This is a genomic window from Mesorhizobium sp. M0676 (assembly GCF_040320535.1).
GTDB lineage: Bacteria > Pseudomonadota > Alphaproteobacteria > Rhizobiales > Rhizobiaceae > Mesorhizobium.
Map to the genome: position 1 here is coordinate 14,869 of NZ_JAMYPU010000002.1, position 25,777 is coordinate 40,645.

The following is a 25,777-nucleotide window of genomic DNA, read 5'->3' on the forward strand; positions in this document are numbered from 1 at the left end:
CTTAGGTGTTTGTTTCTCCCGACTCCACCACAAGATAGCTTGGTGCAAACCGGCCGCGTCGGCGTTCGCTGTCAGCGTGGTGTTTTGACGCGACAACCATCCGCGCTACCTCGATAATAGGAATGCCGCCGAGACAGCGGCCGGAACGAGGTTTGCGGAAGATGAATTTATTGATTTCAAGTGCAGGCCGGCTGTCAGCGCTGCTTGCCCTGTCGCTGGCGGCAGGCTGCTCATCGCTGGGCGGCGCTGTGAACCCGGCGAAATACGACAGCATGACATGCGCCGAGCTCAACACCGCCGTAGGCGATACCGCGCGCGACATCTCGCAAACCGCCATCACCCGCGGCAAGGTCGCCAACACCAGCGTGCCGAACTGGCTGCTCGGCGGCACGCGCGTGAAGAGCGCAGTGGCCAAGCGTGAGACGGCCAGAATCGAACTGCTGAAGCAGCGGCAAGAGGCCATTGTCGCGACAAGGGCCAACAGATGCCCCAGGTCAGCGGGCTAAGCGAACTGGCCCTACCCTGACTATCTGCTGAACGTCACGCCTTAAGCACTCAGCCTGAAGCGCGTGACATCGATCGCCGCAGCCATCAGCGTCTGGGTGTAGGCGGCCTGCGGGTTGCTGAAGATCTCTTCCGTCGGGCCTTCCTCGACGATCTTGCCCTGCCTCATGACGATGATGTAGTCGGCCATGGCGCGCACCACGGAGAGATCGTGGCTGATGAAGAGGTAGGACAGTTCGTGGTCGGCCTGCAGCTTGCGCAGCAATTCGACGATCTGCTTCTGCACCGAGCGGTCGAGCGCCGAAGTCGGCTCGTCCAGCACCACCAGTTTGGGCTTCAGGATCACGGCACGCGCGATGGCGATGCGCTGGCGCTGGCCGCCGGAGAATTCGTGCGGGTAGCGGTTGCGTGCGTTGGGGTCGAGGCCGACCTCGAGCAAGGCCTCGACGGCGCGCTGATCGCGTTGCTTGCCTGACAGGTTCGGCTCATGCACCAGAAGCCCTTCGGTGATGATCTGGCCGACGGTCATGCGCGGCGACAGCGAGCCGAACGGATCCTGGAAGACGAGTTGCATCTCACGTCGCAGCGGTCGCATCGCCTGGCGGTCGGCGGTGGAGATGTCGCGGTCGCCGAAGCGGATGACACCGTCGCTGGGCAACAGGCGCAGAAGTGCGCGGCCGAGCGTCGATTTTCCCGAACCGGACTCGCCGACGATACCGATGGTCTGGTTGCGCTTCAGCCGGATCGAAATGTGATCGACGGCGCGTAGCAGCAGCGGTTCGCCGGCAAGGAAGCCGCCGCCGATCTTGAAGGTCACTTCGACATTGCGGCCCTCCAGCAGCACCGGAGCGCTGGGCGGCGGCGCCGCCTTGGTGCCGGTCGGTTCGGCGGCCAGCAGCATTTTGGTATAGGCATGCTGCGGGTTGGCGAAAAGTGCTTCCGCCTCGCCTTCCTCGACCACCTCGCCATAGCGCATGACATAGACGCGGTCGGCAAAGCGCCGGACGATGCCGAGATCGTGGGTGATGAAGACGATGGCCATGCCGAGCTTGCGCTGCAATTCGGCGAGCAGCACCAGGATCTGCGCCTGGATGGTGACGTCGAGCGCCGTCGTCGGCTCGTCGGCGATCAGGATGTCGGGGTCGTTGGCCAATGCCATGGCGATCATGACGCGCTGGCGCTGGCCACCCGACATTTCGTGCGGATAGGATTTCATCCGCCGCTCGGGATCGGGGATATGCACCAGCCTGAGCAACTTGAGCGCCTCGTTCCGTGCCTCGGCTGCGTTCAGCCCGCGGTGCTTGCGGATCGGTTCGATAAGCTGGTTGCCGATCGAATAGAGCGGATCGAGCGAGGTCATCGGCTCCTGGAAGATCATGCTGATCTTGGCGCCGCGCACCTTGTTGAGGTCGGGCTTGCTCATGGTCAAAAGGTTGCGGCCGCGATAATCGACGTGACCCGTCGCCTCGCCGTTGGACGCCAGCAGGCTCATCGCCGCCATCATGGTCTGGCTCTTGCCGGATCCGGATTCGCCGACCACGGCAACGGTTTCACCTGCCTTGACGTGGATGTTGATGCCCTTGACCGCTTCGACCGCGCCGTCGAGCGTGCGGAAGCGGACGCGAAGGTCCTTGACGCTGAGGATCGTTTCGGGCGTTTCCATCGCAACGGTCCCCATCTTATCGGTCCCCATCTTTATCGGTCCCATCTTCATCGGTCTCTCGGATCGAGCGCGTCGCGCAGGCCGTCGCCGACGAAGTTCAGTGCAAACAGCGTCGACACGAGGAAGAAGGCGGGGAACAAAAGCAGCCAGTTGGCGGTGCCGATGTTCTTGGCGCCGACCGAGATGAGCACGCCCCAGCTGGTCATCGGTTCCTGCACGCCAAGGCCAAGGAAGGACAGGAAACTTTCCAGGATGATGACCTGCGGCACCAGCAGCGTCATGTAGATCACCACTGGTCCGAGCAGATTGGGGATGACGTGGCGCAGCAGGATGCCGCGCTGGCCGACGCCCATGGCTTCGGCCGCCTGGACATACTCCTGCCGCCGGATCGACAGCGCCTGGCCGCGCACGATGCGCGCCATGTCGAGCCACAGCACCGCCCCCACCGCCAGGAACATCAGCACGAAATTGCGGCCGAAGAACACCACCAGCATGATGACAAAGAAAATGAAGGGCAAGGAATAGAGCACGTCGACGATGCGCATCATCACCTCGTCGATCTTGCCGCCGGAAAAGCCGGCCGCCGCCCCGTAGAGGACGCCGATGACCACCGCGACAATGCCGGCAAGCAGGCCGATGGCCAGCGAGATGCGCCCTGCCATCAGCGTTCGCGAGAGAAGATCGCGACCGGTGTTGTCGGTGCCGAACAGGAAGTACTGCTGTTTGACCGACGCAGTCATAGTCAATTCGAGCCCGTCGGCCGATTTGCTCTCTATCTTGGTATCGTCGAAGGCATCGGAGCGGTCGAGATAGCGGATGTTGCGGTCGTCGATCGGTTTGGTCGAGGTGACGGTGACGGTGACGCGACTGCCGTCCAGTTTCCACTCCTTGATGTCGACGCGCATGCGCTTGATGGCATCCTTGAGCGCCGTCTCGATCATGTCCGGCTTCGGATAGGCTGAAAAGCTTGGTGGCGTGCGCACATAGTCGGCATAGATGGTGGTGTACTGATGCGGCACGAACCAGGGGCCGAAGATGCTGATGACGCCAATGAAGGCCAGGTAATAGAGGCTGAACATGGCGGCGCGGTTGGCTTTGAGGCGCGCCCATGCGTCGCCCCAGAGCGAGCGGCCGACGACGGCCGGCGGAGCGGCGGCGGCTGTGATGTCAGTCATAGCGCACCCTCAGTCATAGCGTACCCTCGGGTCGACGACCGCGTACATGACGTCGACGATCAGGTTGAAGACGATGGTGAAGAGCGCGATCACCACCACGGTCCCCATCACCAGCGTGTAGTCGCGGTTGAGCGCGGCATCGACGAAATAGCGGCCGACACCGGGAATGGAGAAGATGGTCTCGACAATGACCGAACCGGTGAGCAGCGCCGCGGCTGCGGGGCCGGTGAAGGAAACGATCGGCAGGATGGCGCCGCGCAGCGCGTGCTTGACCACCACCGACCAGTCGGAGAGGCCGAGCGCACGCGCCGTTCGGATATGATGCGAACGCAAGCTCTCGATCATCGACCCGCGCATCAGGCGGGCAACGATGGCGATCTGCGGCAAGGCCAGCGTCAGCACCGGGCCGATCTTGTTGATCAATGCGCCATCACCCCAGCCGCCGATCGGCAACAGCTTCCAGGTCAATCCGAACACCAGCTGAATCACAGGAGCGATGACGAAGGTGGGGATAGTGCTGCCGGCGGTCGCCAGCGCAATCACCGTATAGTCGCCAAGCTTGTTCTGGTTGAGCGCGGCGATGGTGCCGAGCACCGAACCAAGCAGCAGCGCCAGGATCAGCGCCGAGGTGCCGAGCTGGACCGATATCGGCAGCCCCTTGGCAAACAGTTCGGTGACGGTGAAGTCAGGCAAATTGTAGCTCGGCCCGAAATTGCCGCGCAGAAGATTGCCGAGATAGTGGGCATATTGCAGCCAGAGCGGATCGTCGAGGCCGAACTGTGCTTCCAGATTGGCCCTGATCTCGGGACTGAGGCCCCGCTCCTGATTGAAGGGGCCGCCCGGTGCGACGCGTATCAGGAAGAACGCCATGGTCACGATGACGAATAGCGTCGGAATGGCGGTCAGAAGCCGCCGTAAGATGTATCGCAGCATCGGCGCCCCGCTTCGGCCAGAGCGACATACGTCCATGCGGACGCATTGCCACGCTCCGGCGCCAAATCTTCGCACCGGGCTTGCCGAAAATCGACCACGACTTTCGGACCGGTGCGATGACCGACCAGTCCGGGGGGGCGCCCAGGGGGGGGGGGGGGGGGGGCAGGGGGAGTTTATTTTGTGGGGGGGGGGGGGGGGCGGGGGGGGGGCCGCGGGGGGGGGGGGCCCGGGGGGGGGGGGGCGGCCCGGGGGGGGGGGGCCCCCCCCCCCCCACCCCCCCTACCACCGCCTGGGGGGGGGCCGGGGCTGGTTTTACAACCCTCCGGGCCCGCCCCCCCCCCCCCCCCGCCCCCCCCCCGCCGGGGCGGCGCCGCGGTCCAGTCAAGGATGATTATCAGTCCTTGGAGACGAAGCGGGACGGATGGATGTCCATCACATTGTCATCGAAGCCATGCAGCTTCGAGGAAACGATATCGTGGAAGCTGTAGTAGAGAAGCGGAATGTTGCCGACGTCATCGACAAGGATGCGCTCGGCCTCAGTGAGGTCCTTCATGCGCTCTTCCGGCTTGCCGCCGGCAGCCGCGGCCTTGTCCATGGCCGCCTCATATGCCGGGCTGACGTAGTTCGAATAGTTGTTGCCGCTGGCCTTGCGGGTGATTCCGAGGAAGGTCTCGGGATCCTTGTAGTCGGCGATCCAGGCGGCACGCGCGACGTCGTAGTTGCCCTTCTGCTCGAGGAAGGAATAGTGGGTCTTGGTATCGGTGTTGAGCAGCGTGATCTCGACGCCAAGCGGCTTCAACTGTTCCTGGATGGCAACCGCGGTGTTCTTGTGGTTTTCCGAGGTGTTGTAGCGGATCTCCATCTTCAGCGGATGCTCGGGCGTATAGCCGAGTTTCTCAAGGATCTTCTTGGCGGCGTCCTCGCGGTCGATCTGCGGCATGTCGGCGTATTTGGCCATTGCCGGCGTGTAGCCGGCGATGCCCGGAGGCACCATCGAATAGCCGGGCAGCATGGAATTCTGCCAGACCTTTTCGGCCAGGAAGTCGCGGTCGATCGCCATCGAGATGGCGTTGCGCAGCTCGACATTGTCCCAGGGCGCCTTGTCGGTCTTGATCGCGTAATAATAGGTGCCGAGATACGGTCCGACGCGGACCTGATCGCCGAACTTGGTCTTGAGGTCAGCGAGCTGTTCGGTCGGCAGGTCGCCGTAGCTGTCGAGTTCGCCTGCCTCGAAGCGCTTCATCGCCGAAGAGCGGTCTTCGGTCGGGATGTAGTTGACGACGTCCATCTTGACGGTCGCGGCATCCCAGAATTTCGGATTCTTGACCAGCTTCATGTGGTCGTTGGGAATCCACTCGGCCAATGTATAGGCGCCGTTCGAAACGAGATTGCCCGCCTTGATCCAGTCGGCGCCGAGCTTGTCGATCGAGGCCTTGTTGACCGGATAGGTAGCTTGGTGGGTCAGCATCTCCAGGAAGTATGGCGTCGGCGCCTTCAGCGTCACTTCCAGGGTGTTGGCGTCGATCGCCTTGACGCCCATGTCCTCGGGCTTGCCTTTCTTGGTGTTGACTTCCTCGGCGTTCTTCACGGGATAGAGCATGGAAGCGTATTCAGCGGCGGTCGCCGGATCCTCCAGCCTACGGAAGGAATAGACGAAGTCGTCCGCCGTCACCGGGCTGCCATCCGACCACAAGCCGTCCTTGCGCAGCTTGAAGGTGTAGACGGTGCCGTCATCAGATACCGTCCAGCTTTCGGCGGCGCCCGGGATGAGGTTCGTCTTCTGATCGTGCATGACCAGTCCCTGGAACAGGTCGCGTATGATATCGGCTTCGTAGACGGTCGAGGTCTTGTGCGGATCGACCGTCTCCGCTTCGGCGGCGCTGCCTCTGTTATAGACGGTCTCGGCAAGGGCCGGCGTCAGGAACGTGCCTGCGGCAAAGGTCATGGTCGCGGCGACAAGCGTCGCCTTCAGCATATTTTTCAGCATGAAGTCTCTCCCTGTGGCGCTGCCCATCGGCTGCGCCTTACGAGTGTTGACGCCCCGGAACCGATTTCTGGCCCCTTCGAGCGCGCCGCCGGTTCCCGTCCCGGCAGCTGGTGGCAGGAGACTAGACAGACGGAAATATTATTTCAACCGAGTCTTGCTTGACGCTAAGTGAGCATCCTCATCCTAAACCAGCCATAGCTAATCTATATTACCAGGTTCAATTGGGTGCAGCTTGCGGTTGTCCTGTATTTTGCGTTTTGCCCTCAGCAGTTGTAATTGGCGCAACCATCTGGAAACATTCCAGGAATGCCGTTCGTGGCGAAGCTCGACGAAAGTACCGAAGAAGCCCGAAAATGAAAAACATGGCGCCGGTGGCGTTGCACGGATCACTCGGCACGGTTGCATGCGGACACGATCTTTGTTGACGCCGGACGGCGTCCCTGAAGATCAGCCTACCTTGCCGACAAACCAGCCCAGGGCTGGCAGCAACAGCCCCTCCTCCTGCAGGACGGCACCGCCACCCAGAGCGATCGTCTCGACAGGCTGGAGATCGGGCGGCAGCCGCCAGTCGGCCGGCTTGTCGGCGAAATTGAAGACGCAGAGCAATATCGCGTCCTCGCCCTGCCGGATGAAGGCAAGGACATCGCCGTCGGTATCGAGAAAGCGGATCGGGCCCTTGACCAGCGCCAGATGCGCCTTGCGCAAGGCGAGCATCGTCCGGTAGCCGGCGAGCACGGACTTGTCGTCGGCGTTCTGGATATCGACCGCCCGAGCGCGGTGGCTTTCCGGCACCGGCAGCCAGGGTTTTCCCGAGGAAAAACCGGCATTGTCGGCGCCCGCTTCCCAGACCATCGGTGTGCGGCAGCCGTCCCTGCCCTTTACCCCCGGCCAGAAACGGATGCCGACGGGATCGCGCAGATCCTCGAAGGTCAGCTCCGCCTCCTCCAGCCCAAGCTCTTCGCCTTGGTAGAGACAGATCGAGCCCCGCAGGCAGGAGAGCAAAGCGATAGCGAATGTCGCCACCGCATCTGGATCGCCGCCCGGCCGCGTCCAGCGGCTGACATGGCGCACGACATCGTGGTTGGAGAACGCCCAGCAGACCCAGCCGTCGGCGACAGCTGCCTCGAAGGCCTCGACGCAGCCGCGCACATGGGCGGCTGAGAATTGCTGACCGAGCAGGTCGAAGGTGTAGCACATGTTGAGCTTGTCGCCGCCGGATGTGTAGGCGGCCAGCGTCTGCAGCGAACGGCCTTCGTCGCCGACCTCGCCGACACTGGCGCGGCCGTCATATTCGTCGAGCAAAGCGCGGAAGCGCCTGAGTAAACCGAGGTTTTCCGGTTGCGTCTTGTCGAACAGATGCTCCTGGAAGAGATAGGTGTTGGTTTCGCCATTGGTGCCGGCGACGCTCGACGCCAGCGGCGGATTGCTGCGCAGCCAGCGGTCGTGGACATAGTAGTTGACCGTATCCAGGCGGAAGCCGTCGACCCCGCGCTCGAGCCAGAACCGCACCGTCTGCAACAACGCGTCTTGAACCTCAGGATTGTGGAAGTTGAGGTCCGGCTGCGAGGCGAGGAAATTGTGCATGTAGTATTGCCGGCGGGTCGCGTCCCACTCCCAGGCCGGGCCGCCGAAGACCGACAGCCAGTTGTTGGGCGCGTTGCCGTCCGGCCTGGCGTCGGCCCAGACATACCAGTCAGCCTTGGGATTATCCTTGCTGGCACGGCTCTCTACAAACCATTCGTGCTTGTCGGAGGAGTGCGACAACACCTGATCGATGATCACCTTCAGGCCGAGCCTGTGCGCCTCGGCAACCAGCGCGTCAAAGTCGTCGAGCGTGCCGAACATCGGATCGACCGCCTGATAGTCGGAGACGTCGTAGCCCATATCGGCCATTGGCGATTTGAAGAAGGGCGACAGCCAGACGGCGTCGACGCCGAGCGAGGCGACGTGCGCCAGCCGTGAGGTGATGCCTGAGAGATCGCCGCTGCCGTCGCCGGTGGTGTCCTGGAAGGAGCGAGGATAGATCTGGTAGATGACGCAGCCGCGCCACCAGTTGGCGCTCTGTTCGGGTCCCGGCTGGGCATTGTCGTCGGCCATCACGGACCCTTCCTGGCGCGGGCCTTTGCGGTCCGGCGCTCGATCATGAAACTGACACTGCAGCCGGGCAGCGGCCACGCGAGGTCGACCGCTTGCGCTTCAACAGCCGGCTGCCATTCAAACCCTTGCCGCGCGGGCAGCGTGAAGACGCATTGGCGGCGATCGCCATTGACGATCACAGCCAGGCGGCCTCCCCCGCCATCGCCGAGCAGCATGACGAGGCGATGGCGCGAGCCATCGTTCCAGTCGGCTTCGCCGAGCGGCGCGCCGGTCTCGGTCAGCCAGGCGACGTCGGGCGTTTCAGAACCGGCCGGCGGCTCTCCGGTCAGGAAGCGCGTATCGGAAAGCGCCGGCACCGCGCCGCGCAGAGCTGCGAGCGCGGACACATGGGCTTCCAGCCCGACGTCGCGCCCGGCCCAGTCGAGCCAGGTGATGGCGTTGTCCTGCGCATAGGCGTTGTTGTTGCCCCCTTGCGTGCGGCCGAATTCATCGCCGGCCGTCAGCATGATGGTGCCGCGCGAGGCAAACAGAGTGGCGAGCAGCGCGAAGCGATCATGGGAACGGGCCTCGGCAATTGCCTTGTCCGAGGTTTCGCCCTCGACGCCGTTGTTCCAGGACAGGTTCTCATTGTGGCCGTCGCGGTTCTTCTCGCCATTGGCCTGGTTGTGCTTGGCTTCATAAGCGACGATATCGGCCAGCGTCATGCCATCGTGCGCGGCGATGAAGTTGACCGTGCGGCTGGCGGATTGGCCCTCCCTGCCGAACACATCGGAGGAGCCGGCGAGCCGTGTCGCCAGCGCACCGACCGCGCCGGCATCGCCGCGCCAGAAGCGCCTGACGTCGTCGCGGTAGCGGTCGTTCCATTCGAGGTAAGGCGGCCGGAAATTGCCGAGCTGATAGCCATTCGGGCCGATGTCCCACGGCTCGGCGATCAGCACCCTATCGGCAAGGATGGGATCGGTTGCGATGGTTTCGAGCAACGGGGCCGCCGGATCGAATACGCCATCGACGCGGCCGAGGACCGGCGCCAGGTCGAAGCGGAAACCGTCGACGCCGGCATGGCGGACGAAATGGCGCAGCGTGTCGAGTACCATGCCGCGAACGACCGGATGGTCGCAGGCAATGGTATTGCCGGTGCCGGTATCGTTGGCCAACCTGCCGTACGGCTCGCTGCGGTAGTAGGCTTGATTGTCGAGGCCGCGCAGCGACAGCGTCGGCCCGAGCCGGTCACTTTCGCCGGTATGATTGAAGACGAGATCGAGGATGGTGCCAATGCCGGCCTTGTGCAGCGCCGCCACCGTATCGCGCAATTCGGCGATACCGCCGGGCGCCAGGCGCGGATCGAGCGCCATGAAGGTGACGGGGTTGTAGCCCCAGGCGTTGCTGAGGCCGAGCGGCGGCAGATGACGCTCATCGATCCATGCCGTCACGGGCATTAGCTCAACGGCGGAGACGCCGATCTTTCTGAGGTGTTCGAGGATGGCCGGATGCGCAAGTGCCGCAATGGTGCCGCGCTGCGCTTCGGGCACGTCCGGATGCTGCTTCGTAAAAGACCGGACATTGAGCTCGTAGATCAGGCCGCCTGGCTTGAAGACCGGCGGCAACAGGGCCACCGGTTCCGGCAGCGCAACTACGACCGCCTTCGGCATGAGCGGGGCGGTGTCGGCGCCTTCGTTGCTTTTGGCGGTGAGCCGCCAGTGATACTGGTACGGTCGGTCGATTTCAACGGCGTAGGGATCGGTCAGCAGCTTGTCGGGATCGAACCACAGGCCTCGTTCGGGCGCATAGTCGCCATCGGCGCGCAAGCCGTAGCAGGTGCCGGCAGCGAGGCCGGCGACGAACAGCGCATAGACGCCCTCGCCTTCCGGCTGGAGTTCGAGCCGGTCGATTTCACGGGCGCCGGTGACGTCGAAGATCGACACCCACAGGCGCCGCGCGGATGACGACCAGGCGGCGAAGCGGATGCCTTCGGGAGTGACGGTTGCGCCGAGCTGGGTCATCGGCGCATCCTCCACCCTCCCCCTTGTGGGGAGGGTCGCGAACGAAGTGAGCGGGGTGGGGGTCGGCGCGGGGAAAGCGCTTTACGAGCACCCCCACCCCGATCCGCTGCGCGGATCGACCCTCCCCACAAGGGGGAGGGTAAAGACGTCACCACCCTCAAGTAATCACGCTCGGCTTGTTGCGCCCGGTGTGGCTCTTGATCCCGGCGATATCATCGGCAGCCGCGATCAGCTCGGCGAGCGCCTCTTGCGTGTCGAGGTCATGCCGCGCTCTGTCCGGCTCGTAGCGCTCGATGTAGACGCGCAGCGTAGCACCCGACGTGCCGGTGCCGGACAAACGAAACACGACACGCGAGCCGCCTTCGAACAGGATGCGGATGCCCTGGTTCTTGCTCACCGAACCGTCGACGGGATCGTGATAGGCGAAGTCGTCGGCATTGGCGATCTTCAGGCCGCGCACGCTGGTGCCGGGCAGCGAGGTCAGCTTGGCGCGGAGTTCATCGACCAGGGCGTTGGCGCGCTCGGTTTCGACCTCCTCATAGTCATGACGTGAATAGTAATTGCGGCCGTAGGTCGCCCAATGTTCGGTAACGACGTCCTTGCAGCTTTCGCCGCGCACGGCCAGGATATTCAGCCACAACAGCACCGCCCACAGCCCGTCCTTTTCGCGGACATGGTTCGAGCCGGTGCCGGCGCTTTCCTCGCCGCAGATCGTCGCCATGCCGGCATCGAGCAGATTGCCGAAGAACTTCCAACCGGTCGGCGTTTCGTAGATGCCGATGCCGAGCTGTTCGGCGACGCGGTCGGCAGCGCCGCTGGTCGGCATCGAGCGGGCGATGCCTTTGAGGCCGTCCTTGTAGCCCGGCGCCAATTGCGCATTGGCGGCAAGCATGGCCACCGAATCCGACGGGGTGACGAAAATGCCCTTGCCGATGATGAGATTGCGGTCACCGTCGCCGTCGGAAGCGGCGCCGAAATCGGGCGCATCCGGTCCCATCATCTCGTCATAGAGATGCTTGGCGTGGACCAGGTTCGGATCCGGGTGATGGCCGCCAAAATCCGGCAGCGGCTTGTAGTTGCGGCAGGTGCCATTCTCCGCGCCGAGCCGGCGCTCGAGGATTTCCTTGGCATACGGGCCGGTGACCGCATGCATGGCGTCGAAGCGCATGCGGAAGCCGTATTTGAAATTGGCGCGGATGGCGTCGAAGTCGAACAGGCTCTCCATCAATTCGGCATAGTCGGTGACCGGGTCGATAATCTCGACCGCCATGCCGCCGGCGGTCACCGTGCCGATCTTGTCGATGTCGATCTGGTCGATGTCGGCGGTCTTGAAGCTCGAAATCGTCTTGGTCTTTTCGAAGATCGCGTCGGTCAGCTTTTCCGGCGCCGGGCCGCCATTGCCGGCATTGTACTTGATGCCGAAATCCTCGTGCGGGCCGCCCGGATTGTGACTGGCCGACAGGATGATGCCGCCGAAGGTTTTGTATTTGCGGATGACATGCGACGCCGCCGGCGTCGACAATATGCCGCCCTGCCCGACCATCACCTTGCCGAAGCCGTTGGCCGCCGCCATGGCGATGGCCTTCTGGATGACCTCGCGGTTGTAGAAGCGGCCGTCGCCGCCGATCACCAGCGTCTTGCCCTCAAAGCCCTCCAGCGCGTCGAAGATCGACTGGATGAAGTTCTCGGCATAGTGCTCCTGCTGAAAGACAGGCACCTTCTTGCGCAGGCCGGACGTGCCGGGTTTCTGGTCGAGATAGGGTTTGGTGGCGACGGTCCGGATCATGCTTCAGGCAACCCTTTTCGAAAGCAGCAGGCGGTAGAGCTCAACGTATTTGTCGGCGCTCTTGTCCCAGGAGACATCGGCCTTCATGCCCTGGCGTTGGATCTGTTCCCAGACGGCCGGGCTCGAATGCGCATCGACCAGCCGGCGGATGGCGTGCAGCATGGCGCCGCCATTGTTGGGCGCGAACTGGAAGCCGGTGGCGACACCGGCCGAGATCGCTGCTTCATTGGCGTCGATGATGGTGTCGGCAAGGCCGCCGGTGCGGGCGACGACCGGCACGCAGCCATAGCGCAGGCCGTAAAGCTGGGTCAGCCCGCAAGGCTCGAAGCGCGACGGGATGACGATGGCGTCGCAGCCGCCCTGCATGGTGTGGGAAAGCCCCTCGTCATAGCCGACGACGACGCCGACACGGCCGCGATGGCGGGCGGTGGCAGCCAGCAGCACGCCTTCCAGGCCGGCGTCGCCTGAGCCAAGGATCGCCAGCCGCGCGCCGGTGGCGACGACGCCGTCGACCACAGCCGCCAGTATGTCCATGCCCTTCTGCCAGGTCAGCCGGCTGACGACGCAGACGATCGGACTGTCGTCGCGCTCGAGGCTGAAGCGGTCCTCGACAACCGCCCGGTTGGGAAGGCGAGCCTTCAGCGTCGCGGCGGAGTAGGCCGACACCAGATGCTTGTCGGTCTCCGGGTTCCAGATGTCGGTGTCGATGCCGTTGACGATGCCGTAGAGGTCGGAAGAGCGCATGTTGATGAGGCCGTCGAGGCCCATGCCGAATTCCGGCGAGCGGATTTCTTGGGCATAGGTGGGGCTCACCGTGGTGATCGCCCAGGCCGCCTGCAGGCCGGCCTTGAGGAAGCCGACGCCGCCATAATATTCGACGCCGTCAAGCGCCATCGCCGCGGTCGGCAAGCCGAGCTCGCCAAAAATGCCGGCGCCGAACTGACCCTGGAAGGCAAGGTTGTGAACCGTGATCAGCGACGGCACGCCGACCGCCTTGCCGTAGCGCATATAGGCCAGCGTCATCGCCGACTGCCAGTCATGGGCGTGGACGAGATCCGGCTGGTAGCCGGAAATGGCGCCGCCGGCGATATCGCCACCGACCTGGCTCAGCGCAGCAAAACGCCGCCAATTGTCGGGCCAATCGGCGCCGGCCGCATTGCCGTAAGGGCCGCCGGGACGATCGTAGAGATGCGGCGCGTCGAGCACGAACAGGTCGAGCCCGGCGATCTTGACGGCATGGACCGAAGCCTTGCCGCCCTGCAGCAGCGGGTATTGGTAGACAGCCTTCTTTTTCTTGAAGGCGTCCATCACCTGGGGAAAGCCGGGGATGAGCGTGCGCATGGTCACGCCCTTGGCGGCCAGCGCGATCGGCAATGCACCGGTCACATCGGCAAGTCCGCCGGTCTTGATCAGCGGGAATATCTCGGGCGTGACCGACAGAACCTGCATGCGTTTATGGTATCCCGTCTTACAGCTTCAGCTTGTCGATCATGTCCTGCGTGACCAGGCAGATGCCCTTTTCCGAGACCCGGAAACGCTTGGCGTCGAGAACAGGGTCTTCGCCAACCACCAGCCCTTCCGGTATCCTTACACCGTGGTCGATGACGACGCGCTTCAACTTTGCGTTCCGGCCGACATGAACGTCGGGCAGCATGACGACCTCTTCCAGCGTCGAATAGGAGTTGATGCGCGCCCCGGTGAAGATCAAGCTGCGCTTCAGCGAAGCACCCGAGACGATGCAGTCGCCTGAGACCAGCGAGGAGACGGCCGAACCGCGCCGGCCATCCTCGTCATGCACGAACTTTGCCGGCGGCTTCAATTCGGCATAGGTCCAGATCGGCCAGTCGCGGTCGTAGAGGTCGAGTTCGGGAGTGATGTCGGTCAGGTCGATATTGGCTTCCCAGTAGGCGTCGACCGTGCCGACATCGCGCCAATAGGCTTCGTTCTCGGCCGTCGAGCGCACGCAGGACTTGGCGAAGCGATGCGCGATCGCCTTACCGTGCTGGACGATGTAGGGGATGATGTCCTTGCCGAAGTCGCGGCTCGAACCCGGCTCGGCCGCATCGCGGCGCAGTTGTTCCATCAGGAACTTGGTCTTGAAGACATAGATGCCCATAGAGGCCAGCGCGAATTCCGGCTTGTCGGGAATGCCGGGCGGGTCGGCGGGCTTTTCGACGAAGGCGATGATGTTGTCCTTGCCATCGACATGCATGACACCGAAGCCGGTCGCTTCCAAGCGCGGCACTTCGAGGCAACCAACAGTGACGTCGGCATTGGCGTCGACGTGCTGGCGAAGCATCAGCTCGTAGTCCATCTTGTAGATATGGTCGCCGGCCAGGATCACCATATATTCAGGGCCATAGGCCTCGATGATGTCGATGTTCTGGTAGACGGCGTCGGCGGTGCCTTCATACCACTGGGTTTCCGAGACACGCTGCGAGGCCGGCAGGATGTCGAAGCTTTCGTTTCGCTCCGGGCGCAGGAAGTTCCAGCCGCGCTGCAGGTGGCGGATCAGCGAATGCGCCTTGTACTGGGTGGCGACACCGAGGCGACGAATGCCGGAATTCAGCGCATTGGACAGCGCGAAATCGATGATGCGCGTCTTGCCGCCGAAATAGACAGCCGGCTTGGCCCTGCGGTCGGTCAATTCCTTGAGCCGGCTGCCGCGGCCGCCGGCCAGCACATAGGCCATGGCATCGCGCGCCAGCGGCTGGGTTCTCTTCAAGTCTGCCATTTTTACCCTCCCAAATTACCAGTCTGGAGCATCGCCCGGTCCGCAACGAGTCGACGGACCTAATCCGTAACGAGTTGACGGACCTAGTCCGCAACGAGTTGACGGACCTAGTCCGCAACGAGTTCAAGCATGATCGTCGACAGCGGCGGCAAAAGCATCGTTGCCGAAATGCCTCCTCCTTCCGCCCTGGCTTCGACCACACCGCCATTGCCCTTGCCCGAACCACCGTAGTCCGAAGCGTCGGTGTTGATGATTTCGCGCCATTTGCCGACCTTGGGCAATGGCACGCGATAATTGTCGCGCGGCACTGGCGTGAAGTTGGAAATGACGGCGATCGGGTTGCCGCCGGGCGCGTTGCGCAGCCAGGCGAAGACCGAGTTTTCCTTGTCGTCGACGATCAGCCAGGAGAAGCCGTCCGGCTCGCAGTCGCGCGCATGTAGCGCCGGGCGCGAGCGATACAGATAGTTGAGATCGCGCACCGTCTGCCAGACGCCGCGATGCGGGTGGAAGTCGAGCAGGTTCCAGTCGAGCGCACGCGCCTCGCTCCACTCGCGGCGCTGGGCGAATTCCTGGCCCATGAACAACAGCTTCTTGCCGGGATACCCCCACATGAAGGCGTAAAAGGCGCGCAAAGTCGCGAACTTCTGCCAGTCGTCGCCGGCCATCTTGCCGAGCAGCGTGCCCTTGCCGTGCACGACCTCGTCATGGGACAGCGGCAGCACGAAATTCTCGGAGAAAGCGTAGGTCAATCCGAACGTCAGGTCGTTGTGGTGGTGCTTGCGGAAGATCGGCTCCCTGGCGAAATACTCCAGCGTGTCGTGCATGAAGCCCATGTTCCATTTGAAGCCGAAGCCCAGCCCGCCTTCATGCACCGGCGCCGAGACCTTCGGCCATGAGGTCGATTCCTCGGCGATGGTCATCACGCCGGGATGGTGGCCGTAGACCTCCTTGTTCATCTTCTGCAGGAAGGACACCGCTTCGAGGTTTTCGCGGCCGCCTTTCTCGTTGGGGATCCATTCGCCAGCCTTGCGCGAATAATCGAGGTAGAGCATCGAGGCCACTGCATCCACGCGCAAACCGTCGACATGGTATTTCTCGGCCCAGAACAGCGCATTGTTGACCAGGAACGACACCACCTCGCGGCGGCCGAAATTGTAGATCGCGGTGTTCCAGTCGGGATGAAAACCCTTGCGCGGGTCGGCATGCTCATAAAGTGCTGTGCCGTCGAAATTGGCCAGGCCATGCGCGTCGACCGGGAAATGCGCCGGCACCCAGTCGAGGATGACGCCGACGCCGGCGCGGTGCGCACCGTCGACGAAACGGGCGAAGCCGTCGGGGTCGCCGAAGCGCGCCGAGGGGGCATAAAGTCCGGTTGTCTGATAACCCCATGACGGGTCATAGGGATGTTCGGAGATCGGCAGGAACTCGATGTGGGTGAAGCCGGTCTCGACAGCATAGGGGATCAGCTGGTTGGCGAGTTCGTCCCATGACAGGAAGCTGCCATCATCGTGCTGCTGCCACGAACCGGCATGGACCTCGTAGATCGATATGGCTTCGCGCCGGGGATCGGCCTTTCGCCAGTAATTGCGATGCGCCTCGTCGCCCCATTCATGCGCCGGCGGCACCGCCGTCACTGAGGCTGTGGCCGGGCGCAATTCCGACTTGAAGGCGAACGGATCGGCCTTGAGCGGCAGGCGCACGCCGTCCGGGGCAATGATCTCGTATTTATAGGGGTGGCCGGCGCCGATATCGGGAATGAACAGTTCCCAGATGCCGGTGTCGCGGCGGTCGCGCATCGTATGGCGGCGGCCGTCCCATTCGTTGAAGTCGCCGACCACGGAGACGCGCCTTGCATTGGGCGCCCAGACCGCGAAATGGACGCCCGACGCGCCTTCATGGTCGAGGAGATGGGCGCCGAGCTTGTCGAACAGCCTGAGGTGCGACCCTTGCGCGATATAGTAGTCGTCCATCGGGCCGAGCACCGGGCCGAAGGAATAGGGATCGGTCAGCCACCAGTCGCCGCCGGCATTTTCGGCGTGATAGCGCAGCGGCTGACGCTTCTTGATCGACAGTCTGCCTTCGAAGAAACCGGCGTCGTCGCGCCGCGTGAGTTCGCCGGCGTTCTTGCCGGCCAGCGTGTATGCGGTGACGAACTCGGCATTGGGGACGAAGCAGCGGGCAACCAGGCTCTTGCCGGCATCATGCACGCCCAGGATTGCAAAAGGATCGCCATGCGTGCCTGCAACAATTGCGGCGACATCGCCGGCTGACGCCAGCCCGTCCGACCCGCTCGTCGTCGCGGTCGCGCGCGGTTTCTTCATCAGGCGGTGTCCCTCCCTGGGAACCAGTTCTTGTGCACAAGACCCATTGTCGTGGCCTCATGCAATCATATCAGGCGGGCACGTTCCAGATTTCTTTCGCATATTGGCGGATCGTGCGATCGGAAGAGAACCAGCCGACGCGGGCAACGTTGCGGATAGCGCGCGCGTACCAATCGGGGCTGTTGCGCCAGACGGCGTCGACATCGCGCTGGGCGGCGGCATAGGCGTCGAAATCCGCCGCCACCATGAACCAATCGCTGTTGTAGAGACCGTCGACCAGCTCGCGGTAGCGATCCGGCTGGTCGGGCGAGAACACGCCCGACGATACTGCGGCAACAGCCTGCGCCAATTCAGGGGAGCCCTCGATCACGGCGCGCGGGTTGTAGCCATTGCTGCGCCGCTCGGCGACTTCCGCCGTGCTCAGGCCGAAGATGAAGATGTTGTCGTCGCCGACGCATTCCTTGATCTCGACATTGGCGCCGTCGAGCGTGCCGATGGTCAAGGCGCCGTTCAGCGCGAACTTCATGTTGCCGGTGCCCGACGCCTCCATGCCGGCAGTCGAAATCTGCTCGGACAGGTCGGCGGCCGGCATCATCACCTCGGCCAGGCTGACATTGTAGTTCGGCACGAACACCACTTTCAGCAGCCCGCGCACCGACGGGTCGCTGTTGATGACCTTGGCGACGTCGTTGGCCAGTTTGATGATCAGCTTGGCATTGTGGTAGCTGGGCGCCGCTTTGCCGCCGAAAAATTTGACGCGTGGCATCCAGTCCAGCTCGGGATGCGAGCGGATCTGGTCGTAGAGCGCGATAGCTTCCAGGATGTTGAGCAGTTGGCGCTTGTATTCGTGGATGCGCTTGACCTGAATGTCGAACAGCGCCGACGGGTCGAGCTTAATGCCGAGCCGGTCGGCGACCAGATTGGCGAGCTTGGCCTTGTTGGAGCGCTTGACGGCGGCGAACTTGTCGCGGAAGGCGGCGTCACCGGCAAAGGCTTCGAGCCCCTTGATGGCGTCGATGTCGTCGAGGAAACGGTCCCCGATCGCCGCGCGGGTGAGCGCGGTGAGGCCTGGATTGCACTGGATCAGCCAGCGCCGTGGCGTGATGCCGTTGGTCTTGTTGTTGATGCGATCGGGATAGAGCTTGTGGAGATCGGCAAACACCGTCTCCTTCATCAGTTCGGTGTGCAACGCCGACACGCCATTGATCGAGTGCGAGCCGACAAAGGCCAGGTTACCCATGCGCACGCGGCGGTCGCCATTTTCCTGGATCAACGAGATGCGGCTGATCTGCTCATTGGAAAACTGGTTGGTGGCGCGCGCCTCAAGCAGCACCTGCGCATTGATGGCGTAGACGATCTGCATGTGGCGCGGCAAAAGCCGCTCGAACAGCGGCACCGGCCAGCTTTCCAGCGCCTCTGGCAGCAGCGTGTGGTTGGTGTAGCCGAAGGTGCGCTTGGTAATGTCCCAGGCCTGGTCGAAATCCATGCCGTGGACGTCCATCAGCAGGCGCATCAGCTCCGGCACGGCGATCGCCGGATGGGTGTCGTTGAGATGGATCGCCGCCTTGTCGGGCAGCGAGGCGAGATCGCCATACTGGCTGAGATGGCGCTGGACGATGTCCTGCAGCGACGCGGTGGAGAAGAAATATTCCTGCCGCAGCCGCAGTTCCTGGCCGGCCTTGTGGGAATCAGCGGGGTAAAGCACACGCGACAAGGCATCGGCCTTGTTGCTTTCGGCCAGCGCGCCGATGTGGTCGCCGGCGTTGAACTTGTCGAGCAGGATCGGATCGATCGGCATGCCGGACCAAAGCCGCAGCGTGTTGACGCGGTTGGCGCGCCAGCCGACGACCGGCGTGTCGTAGGCGACGGCCTGGACATGCTCGGTTGGCTTCCAGACGTGACGTTCGAGCCGGCCATCCTTGGAGGTGATCGATTCCACCGAGCCGCCGAAGCCGACTTCGAAGGCGCGTTCGCGGCGCTCGAACTCCCAGGGGTTGCCGTGGTCGAGCCAGGTTTCGGGCAGTTCGACCTGCCAGCCGTCATGGATCTCCTGGCGGAACATACCGTTGGCGTAGCGGATGCCGTAGCCATGCGCGGGAATGTCGACGGTCGCCATGCTTTCCATGAAGCAGGCGGCGAGCCGGCCAAGACCGCCATTGCCGAGCGCTGCATCCGGTTCGAGCCCGGCGATGAGGTCGAGGTCGACGCCCAGCGACTTGAGCGCTTCTCGCATATTGTCCATCAGGCCGAGATTGGAGAAGGCATCGCGCATAAGCCGGCCGATGAGGAATTCGAGCGACAGGTAATAGACGCGCTTTTCCTGCTGGGCGTAGGCCTCCTGCGTCGCCTGCATCCAATGATCGACGATGCGGTCGCGCACGACCTTGATCGAGGCTGTCAGCCAATCATATTGCGTGGCAACGGAGGTGCCTTTGCCGACCCGGTATTTGAGAGCCAGCAAGACTTCGTCGGCCAGCGTCTTGGGATCGGGTATTTCGAGATCGGGGGCTTTGGCTGTCATTGTTCGCGTCATACTGCCTCTCGTGATCGTGCTGCGATCATACCGGCTTTCGCTCTCAGTCCCAGCCTATCCTAGTGCATCGCAACATACGTTCAATCGATTTAGACCAGCATGCCGCCAGTTCCCCTGCGGCAATTTATCCGTCGAGCGGATCAGGCAGCGAGTGCAGCCTCCGGCGGAACCTTCGCTCCCGTCATGAAGGCGACGGCGTCGGACATGGTATATTGCTTGGGATCGATGACGCAGAGGCGGCGACCCAGCCGATGGATATGGATGCGGTCGGCAACCTCGAAGACATGCGGCATGTTGTGCGAGATCAGCACGATCGGCAGGCCTCGTTTCTTGACGTCGAGGATCAGTTCCAGCACGCGGCGGCTCTCCTTGACGCCGAGTGCCGCGGTCGGCTCGTCCATGATCACCACACGGCTGCCGAAAGCGGCGGCGCGCGCCACCGCCACGCCCTGACGCTGGCCACCCGACAGCGTTTCCACCGCCTGGCTGATGTTCTGGATGGTCATCAGCCCAAGCTCGGTCAGCTTGTCGCGGGCGCGCTTTTCCATTGCGGGCCGGTCGAGCATACGAAGCCAGTCGCCGAGGAAGCCGGGTTTGCGGATCTCGCGGCCGAGGAACATGTTGTCGGCGATCGACAGAGCCGGCGACAAAGCCAGGTTTTGGTAGACCGTCTCGATGCCAGCCTCGCGCGCCTCCATGGGCGATTTGAAAGCGACAGCCTTGCCTTCAAGACGGATCTCGCCTTCGTCGGGCACGGCGGCGCCGGAAATCGCCTTGATCAGCGATGATTTGCCGGCGCCATTGTCTCCGATGACGGCCAGGATTTCGCCTGGGTAGAGGTCGAAGTCGGCATTGTCGAGGGCGGTGACGCGGCCATAGCGCTTGATCAGGCCACGCGCGGTGAGGATGGGTTCCACGGTCATGCCGAAACCTTTCTGATCCATTGGTCGATCGCCACGGCGCCGATGATCAGCACACCGGTGAGCAGCACCTTCCATTGCGGATCGGCGCCCAGCATGTTGAGGCCCATCGAGACGACGCCGACGATCATCGCGCCGAAAAGCGTGCCCAGAATTGAGCCGCGCCCGCCGAACAGTGAAATGCCGCCGATCACCGTCGCGGTTATCGCCTGCAGGTTGTAGTCGGTGACGGCGGCTGACGGCGAGATCGAGCCGTTGCGGCCGATGGACACCCAGGCAGCGAAAGCGGCGATCAACCCGGCAAGGGTGTAGACCGTCATCAACACCTTCTTGGTCTGGATGCCAGACAGCTTCGCCGCCTCCTGATCATCGCCAACGGCGTAGACATGGCGGCCCCAGGCGGTGTGATTGAGCACGTACCAGAGGATCAAAACGAGCACGACCGTGGCGATGACGCCCAGTGTCAGCACCGCCGTGCCGATCTTGAAACTCAGGGCAAAGAGATGCAGCAGCGGCGCCTGGGCGTCGACGTCGGTATCGCGGATCGTCTCATTGGCCGAATAGATGAAGTTCGTCGCCATGACGATGTTCCAGGTGCCGAGCGTGACGATGAACGGCGGCAGCTTCATGTAGGCGACCAGCAAGCCGTTGAGCAGGCCGCAGGCTGCGCCGGCGGCAAGCCCGATGGGCACTGCGAGCACGGCCGGCATGCCGTAGCTGACCGCGCAATTGCCCATGATCACGGCCGAAATCACCATGATCACGCCGATCGACAGGTCGATGCCGGCGGTCAGGATGACCAGTGTCTGCGCGGCACCGAGGATGCCGACGATGGCGATCTGCTGCAGGATCAGCGTCAGCGTATAGGATGAGAAGAAACGCCCGCCAATGGCGATGCCGAAAATGACGATCGACAGGACCAGCACAATCAGCGGCACGGCCGCCGGCGTGGAGTGCAGGAAATGCTGGATCCGCTTGACGGCCGATTTGTGCTCGTCAAAGGCGGCAACGCTTGTGTCGCTGCTCGAGAGAACCTTCTCGAATTCCTGTGCTTGAGCCATGTTTCCTCCCCTGGGCTTCAGCTCCATGCCGATACCCGCTCGCGCCTGTCCGGTCTGCTGCCGGGATTATTCGCGTGACGCATCGTCCACCCGAAGCGGCCGGGGATCAAGCCCCCGGCCGTCAGCTTGTCGCTGGCTGTCAGACAGCCATCAGCCCCAGCACTTGGCGAGGCCTTCCTTGGTGTCGATCGACTTCACGCCATTGGCCGGCTTGTCGGTGACGAGGTTGACGCCGGTGTCGAAGAAGTTCTTGCCTTCGGTCGGCTTAGGCTTGGCGCCGTCCTTGGCGAAGGCGGCGATCGCCTCGATGCCTAGTGCCGCCATCTGCAGCGGGTATTGCTGCGAGGTGGCGCCAATGACGCCTTCGGTCACCGACTTCACACCGGGGCAGCCGCCATCGACCGAGACGATCAGCACCTGGCTTTCGAGCCCGACCGCCTTGAGCGCCTGGTAGGCGCCGACAGCGGCGGGCTCGTTGATGGTGTGGATGACGGTGATGGAGTTGTCCTTCTGCAGAAGGTTTTCCATCGCCTTGCGGCCGCCTTCTTCATTGCCGTTGGTGACGTCGTGGCCGACGATGCGGGCATCGTCCTCATCGCCGATCTTGTTGGGATCCTTCACGTCGATGCCGAAGCCCATCATGAAGCCCTGGTCGCGCAGCACATCCACGGTCGGCTGTGAGGGGGTCAGGTCGAGGAAGCCGATCTTGGCGTCCTTGGCCTTGTCGCCGAGGGTCGCGGCTGCCCAGGCGCCGATCAGCTTGCCGGCTTCCAGATTGTCCGTCGCGAAGGTCGCGTCGGCGGCATCGATCGGGTCCAGCGGGGTATCGAGCGCGATCACCAGCAGGCCGGCGTCACGCGCCTTCTTCACCGTCGGCACGATGCCCTTGGTGTCGGACGCGGTGATCAGGATGCCCTTGGCGCCGTCGGCGATGCAGCTTTCGATCGCCGCCACCTGGCTCTCGCTGTCGCCGTCGATCTTGCCGGCATAGGTCTTGAGGTCGACGCCAAGTTCCTTGGCCTTGGCGGTCGCGCCCTCCTTCATCTTGACGAAGAAGGGGTTGGTGTCGGTCTTGGTGATCAGGCAGGCGCCGACGCCGGCGGCCGATGCTGTCGAAGCAAACGCCATCAGGCCGAGGCCCGCCGCGGCGAACACGGTGGACTTCAATAATGCTTTGGTCACGATCTTCCTCCCATGGAACTATGCGGATGCCGCCAACCGGCATCTCGAGCGCATCCACTGAAGTTCTCCCAGTGTGGACGCGCCCTCAAATGACACCAGCGGGAGCCGCCTGTCAATAATTAAATCACTCTTATTTATTATTGACAGCTTTGCGTGGTTCACTCATTCTGCCGCAAAAGCAGTAAGAATAAACCAAGGGAGGAACAAGGGTGGAGACCGGCATTGCGAGGCACGGTTCGCCCGAGGCGGCCGCCAGCCGTCTCCACCGTGGCACCAACCAGAGCGGCATGCGCGACCACAATGAGCGGCTGGTGCTGTCGTTGGTTCGCCAGCATGGCAGCTTGGCCAAATCAGACATTGCGCGCATGACCGGGCTTTCAGCGCAGACCGTCTCGGTCATCATGCGCGAACTGGAGGAGGACAGCCTGCTGCTGCGCCAGGCGCCGTTGCGCGGCAAGATCGGCCAGCCCTCCATCCCGATGGCGCTGAACCCCGAAGGCGCCTTCTTCATCGGCCTCAAGATCGGCCGCCGCAGCGCCGAACTGGTGCTGATCGATTTCCTCGGAACTGTGCGTTCCATGCTGCAGCACTCCTACCGCTATCCGGCGCCGCGCGAGACGGTTGAGTTCGTCACCGAAGGCATGAAGACGATGCGCGCCGAACTGACACCTGCGCAGGACAAGCGCATTGCCGGGCTCGGCATCGCCATGCCGTTCGAACTGTGGAACTGGGCCGACACCGCCGGCGCGCCGCGCGACATCATGGACGAATGGCGCCATCGCGACATCCGTGCCGACATCCAGGCGCAGTGCGAATTCCCGGTCTATCTGCAGAATGACGCCACCTCCGCCTGCGGCGCCGAACTGGTGTTCGGCCAGACCGGCGGGGCGCGCGACTTCGTCTATTTCTATATCGGCGCCTTTGCCGGCGGCGGCATCGTGCTCAACGGCCGGCTGTTCGGCGGGCCAACCGGAAATGCCGGGGCGCTGGGTTCGATGCCGGTGCCGGGACCAGACGGCAAGCCGACGCAGCTCATCGACGTCGCCTCGATCGCAATGCTGGAAAAGGCGCTTAACGCACGCGGCATTGACGGCTCCTATCTCTGGACCTCGCCGCAGGAATGGGGCGAGATCGGCGCCGATCTGGACGACTGGATCGCCAGCGCCTCGCAGGCGCTTGCCTACGCCATTGTCGCGGCGTCCTCGGTGATCGATTTCGAGGCCGCGGTGATCGACGGCTGGATGCCGCTCGCTGTCCGGCGCCGGCTCGTCGATGCGATCAGGCAGGCGATCGGTACGATCGATGGCGAAGGGCTGAAGCTTCCGGTGGTGCGCGAAGGCACCGTCGGCATCCATGCCCGCGCGCTGGGCGGCGCCAGCCTGCCGCTGTCCGAACGCTTCCTCATCGGTTCGACCACGATTTCCAGGAGCATCTGAATGCTGATCGGTATTCCGTCGCTGCTCGGTCCGGAGCTTCTGGCGACATTGCGCGCCATGGGCCATGGCGACGAGATCGCGCTCGTCGACGGCAACTATCCGGCGGAAGAACAGGCAAACCGGCTGATCCGCGCCGACGGTCTTCACCTCATACCGGTGCTTGACGCCATTTTGAGCGTGCTGCCGGTGGACGACTTCGTGCCGGAAGCGCTGTTTCGTGCCTCGGTCAAAGGCGATCCCTCGGTCGCCGATCCGGTCCACCATGAAATCGAAACGATCTGCACCAGGCGCGCGCCGGGCCGCAAGGTGGTTGCGCTGGCGGGCGCCGACTTCTATGCACGCGTCCGGTCGGCATATGCGATCGTCGGGACCAGCGAACCCCGGCTCTACGCCAACATCATCATCCGCAAGGGCGTGATCTATCCGCCGGAGAACAAGAAATCATGATCCTCTGCTGCGGCGAAGCCCTGATCGACATGCTGCCGCGCACCACGACACAGGGCGAGCCGGCCTTTGCGCCCTATGTCGGCGGCGCGGTGTTCAACACGGCGATCGCGCTTGGCCGCCTCGGCGCGCCCGCCGGCTTCTTTTCCGGCCTGTCGTCGGATCTGTTCGGCGGCCAGTTCCGCGAGGCGCTCGGCGCAAGCAAGGTCAGCTCCACCTATGCGCACACCTCCCCTCGCCCGACCACGCTCGCCTTCGTGCGGCTCACCAACGGCCAGGCGACCTACACTTTCTACGACGAAAACACCGCCGGGCGCATGCTGACGACAGAGGATCTGCCGAAACTGGGCGCCGAGATCGAAGCCATGCTGTTTGGCGCCATCAGCCTGATTTCGGATCCGGCGGGTGCTGCCTACGAAGAATTCATGAACCGGGAGCACGAACGCCGCGTCATGATGCTCGACCCCAACATCCGGCCGAACTTCATCCCCGACAAAGCCAAGCACCTCCGGCGCATCCGCTCGATGATGGCGATGGCCGACATCGTGAAGCTATCGGATGAGGATCTGCACTGGTTCGGCGAGGCCGGCTCGCATGAGGACGTCATCCGCAATTGGCTCGATCGAGGCCCCAAGCTGATCGTCGTCACCCATGGCAGCGAAGGCGCCGTCGGCTACAGCAGGGATCACAAGGTCACGGTGATGCCGCATAAGGTGGAGGTGGTCGACACGGTCGGCGCCGGCGACACTTTCAATGCCGGCATTCTGGCCTCGCTGCACGAGCAAGGCCTGCTCACCAAGGCCGGGATCGGCGGCCTTTCGGAGGACGCCATCCGTCAGGCGCTGGCCCTCGGCGCCAAAGCGGCGGCGGTGACCGTGTCGCGGGCCGGCGCCAACCCGCCTTGGCGGCACGAAATCGCCTGATCCACGCTTAGTCCGCCGCCAGCCGCTGCAAGCAGCCGATCACTTTATGTTTCCGCGAGCCGGAAAGACGGACTGATC

At 63.4% G+C, this 25,777-nt stretch carries 18 protein-coding genes; 4 read left to right on the forward strand and 14 right to left on the reverse strand.

The window, feature by feature from the left end; genetic code table 11:
- The first annotated feature begins 161 nt into the window (after positions 1–161).
- Positions 162–506, forward strand: a complete 345-nt coding sequence (locus NKI35_RS02140; RefSeq protein WP_352738318.1) for a hypothetical protein — start codon at positions 162–164, stop codon at positions 504–506.
- Between the two features lie 41 nt (positions 507–547).
- Here NKI35_RS02140 and NKI35_RS02145 read toward each other — a convergent pair whose 3' ends face one another.
- The 14 genes from NKI35_RS02145 to NKI35_RS02210 form a co-directional block, all read right to left on the reverse strand.
- Complete coding sequence (locus tag NKI35_RS02145) at positions 548–2,167, reverse strand: ABC transporter ATP-binding protein (protein ID WP_023702233.1); 1,620 nt, start codon at positions 2,165–2,167, stop codon at positions 548–550.
- Between the two features lie 47 nt (positions 2,168–2,214).
- A complete protein-coding gene (locus tag NKI35_RS02150) occupies positions 2,215–3,342 on the reverse strand; it encodes an ABC transporter permease (protein ID WP_023670736.1) in 1,128 nt (375 codons plus the stop codon).
- Positions 3,343–3,351: 9 nt separating this feature from the next.
- On the reverse strand, positions 3,352–4,275 hold the full coding sequence (locus NKI35_RS02155; RefSeq protein WP_023684574.1) for an ABC transporter permease subunit: 924 nt from the start codon (positions 4,273–4,275) through the stop codon (positions 3,352–3,354).
- 394 nt (positions 4,276–4,669) lie between these two features.
- Positions 4,670–6,262 (reverse strand): peptide ABC transporter substrate-binding protein, encoded by a 1,593-nt coding sequence (locus tag NKI35_RS02160; RefSeq protein ID WP_023670734.1) that lies wholly within the window; start codon positions 6,260–6,262, stop codon positions 4,670–4,672.
- 447 nt (positions 6,263–6,709) lie between these two features.
- A complete protein-coding gene (gene bglA / locus NKI35_RS02165; protein WP_352738321.1) occupies positions 6,710–8,359 on the reverse strand; it encodes a beta-galactosidase BglA in 1,650 nt (549 codons plus the stop codon).
- A complete protein-coding gene (glgX, locus tag NKI35_RS02170; protein ID WP_352738323.1) occupies positions 8,359–10,359 on the reverse strand; it encodes a glycogen debranching protein GlgX in 2,001 nt (666 codons plus the stop codon). The genes bglA and glgX overlap by 1 nt, the downstream gene beginning before the upstream one ends.
- Before the next feature lie 157 nt (positions 10,360–10,516).
- Entirely contained in the window at positions 10,517–12,145 is a 1,629-nt protein-coding gene (locus NKI35_RS02175) for an alpha-D-glucose phosphate-specific phosphoglucomutase (protein ID WP_352738326.1), read from the reverse strand.
- A 3-nt stretch (positions 12,146–12,148) separates the two neighbouring features.
- Positions 12,149–13,594, reverse strand: a complete 1,446-nt coding sequence (glgA, locus tag NKI35_RS02180) for a glycogen synthase GlgA (protein WP_352738328.1) — start codon at positions 13,592–13,594, stop codon at positions 12,149–12,151.
- A gap of 19 nt (positions 13,595–13,613) precedes the next feature.
- On the reverse strand, positions 13,614–14,879 hold the full coding sequence (gene glgC / locus NKI35_RS02185; protein WP_023715696.1) for a glucose-1-phosphate adenylyltransferase: 1,266 nt from the start codon (positions 14,877–14,879) through the stop codon (positions 13,614–13,616).
- 107 nt (positions 14,880–14,986) lie between these two features.
- Positions 14,987–17,200 (reverse strand): 1,4-alpha-glucan branching protein GlgB, encoded by a 2,214-nt coding sequence (glgB, locus tag NKI35_RS02190; protein WP_352738330.1) that lies wholly within the window; start codon positions 17,198–17,200, stop codon positions 14,987–14,989.
- A gap of 70 nt (positions 17,201–17,270) precedes the next feature.
- Entirely contained in the window at positions 17,271–19,733 is a 2,463-nt protein-coding gene (locus NKI35_RS02195) for a glycogen/starch/alpha-glucan phosphorylase (protein ID WP_352738332.1), read from the reverse strand.
- A gap of 140 nt (positions 19,734–19,873) precedes the next feature.
- Positions 19,874–20,656: an ATP-binding cassette domain-containing protein gene (locus tag NKI35_RS02200; protein ID WP_023670726.1), complete on the reverse strand. Its 783-nt coding sequence runs from the start codon at positions 20,654–20,656 to the stop codon at positions 19,874–19,876.
- Positions 20,653–21,714 (reverse strand): ABC transporter permease, encoded by a 1,062-nt coding sequence (locus tag NKI35_RS02205; RefSeq protein ID WP_023670725.1) that lies wholly within the window; start codon positions 21,712–21,714, stop codon positions 20,653–20,655. The genes NKI35_RS02200 and NKI35_RS02205 overlap by 4 nt, the downstream gene beginning before the upstream one ends.
- A 150-nt stretch (positions 21,715–21,864) precedes the next feature.
- Positions 21,865–22,842: a sugar ABC transporter substrate-binding protein gene (locus NKI35_RS02210; RefSeq protein ID WP_081725578.1), complete on the reverse strand. Its 978-nt coding sequence runs from the start codon at positions 22,840–22,842 to the stop codon at positions 21,865–21,867.
- A gap of 263 nt (positions 22,843–23,105) precedes the next feature.
- Here NKI35_RS02210 and NKI35_RS02215 point away from each other — a divergent pair, with 263 nt between their 5' ends.
- From NKI35_RS02215 to NKI35_RS02225, 3 genes are read left to right on the forward strand one after another with little or no spacing between them, the layout of a single operon-like run.
- A complete protein-coding gene (locus NKI35_RS02215; RefSeq protein WP_023725236.1) occupies positions 23,106–24,332 on the forward strand; it encodes an ROK family transcriptional regulator in 1,227 nt (408 codons plus the stop codon).
- Positions 24,333–24,779, forward strand: a complete 447-nt coding sequence (locus NKI35_RS02220; RefSeq protein ID WP_023684581.1) for an RbsD/FucU family protein — start codon at positions 24,333–24,335, stop codon at positions 24,777–24,779.
- Complete coding sequence (locus NKI35_RS02225) at positions 24,776–25,699, forward strand: carbohydrate kinase family protein (protein WP_352738335.1); 924 nt, start codon at positions 24,776–24,778, stop codon at positions 25,697–25,699. The genes NKI35_RS02220 and NKI35_RS02225 overlap by 4 nt, the downstream gene beginning before the upstream one ends.
- Positions 25,700–25,777 lie beyond the last annotated feature (78 nt).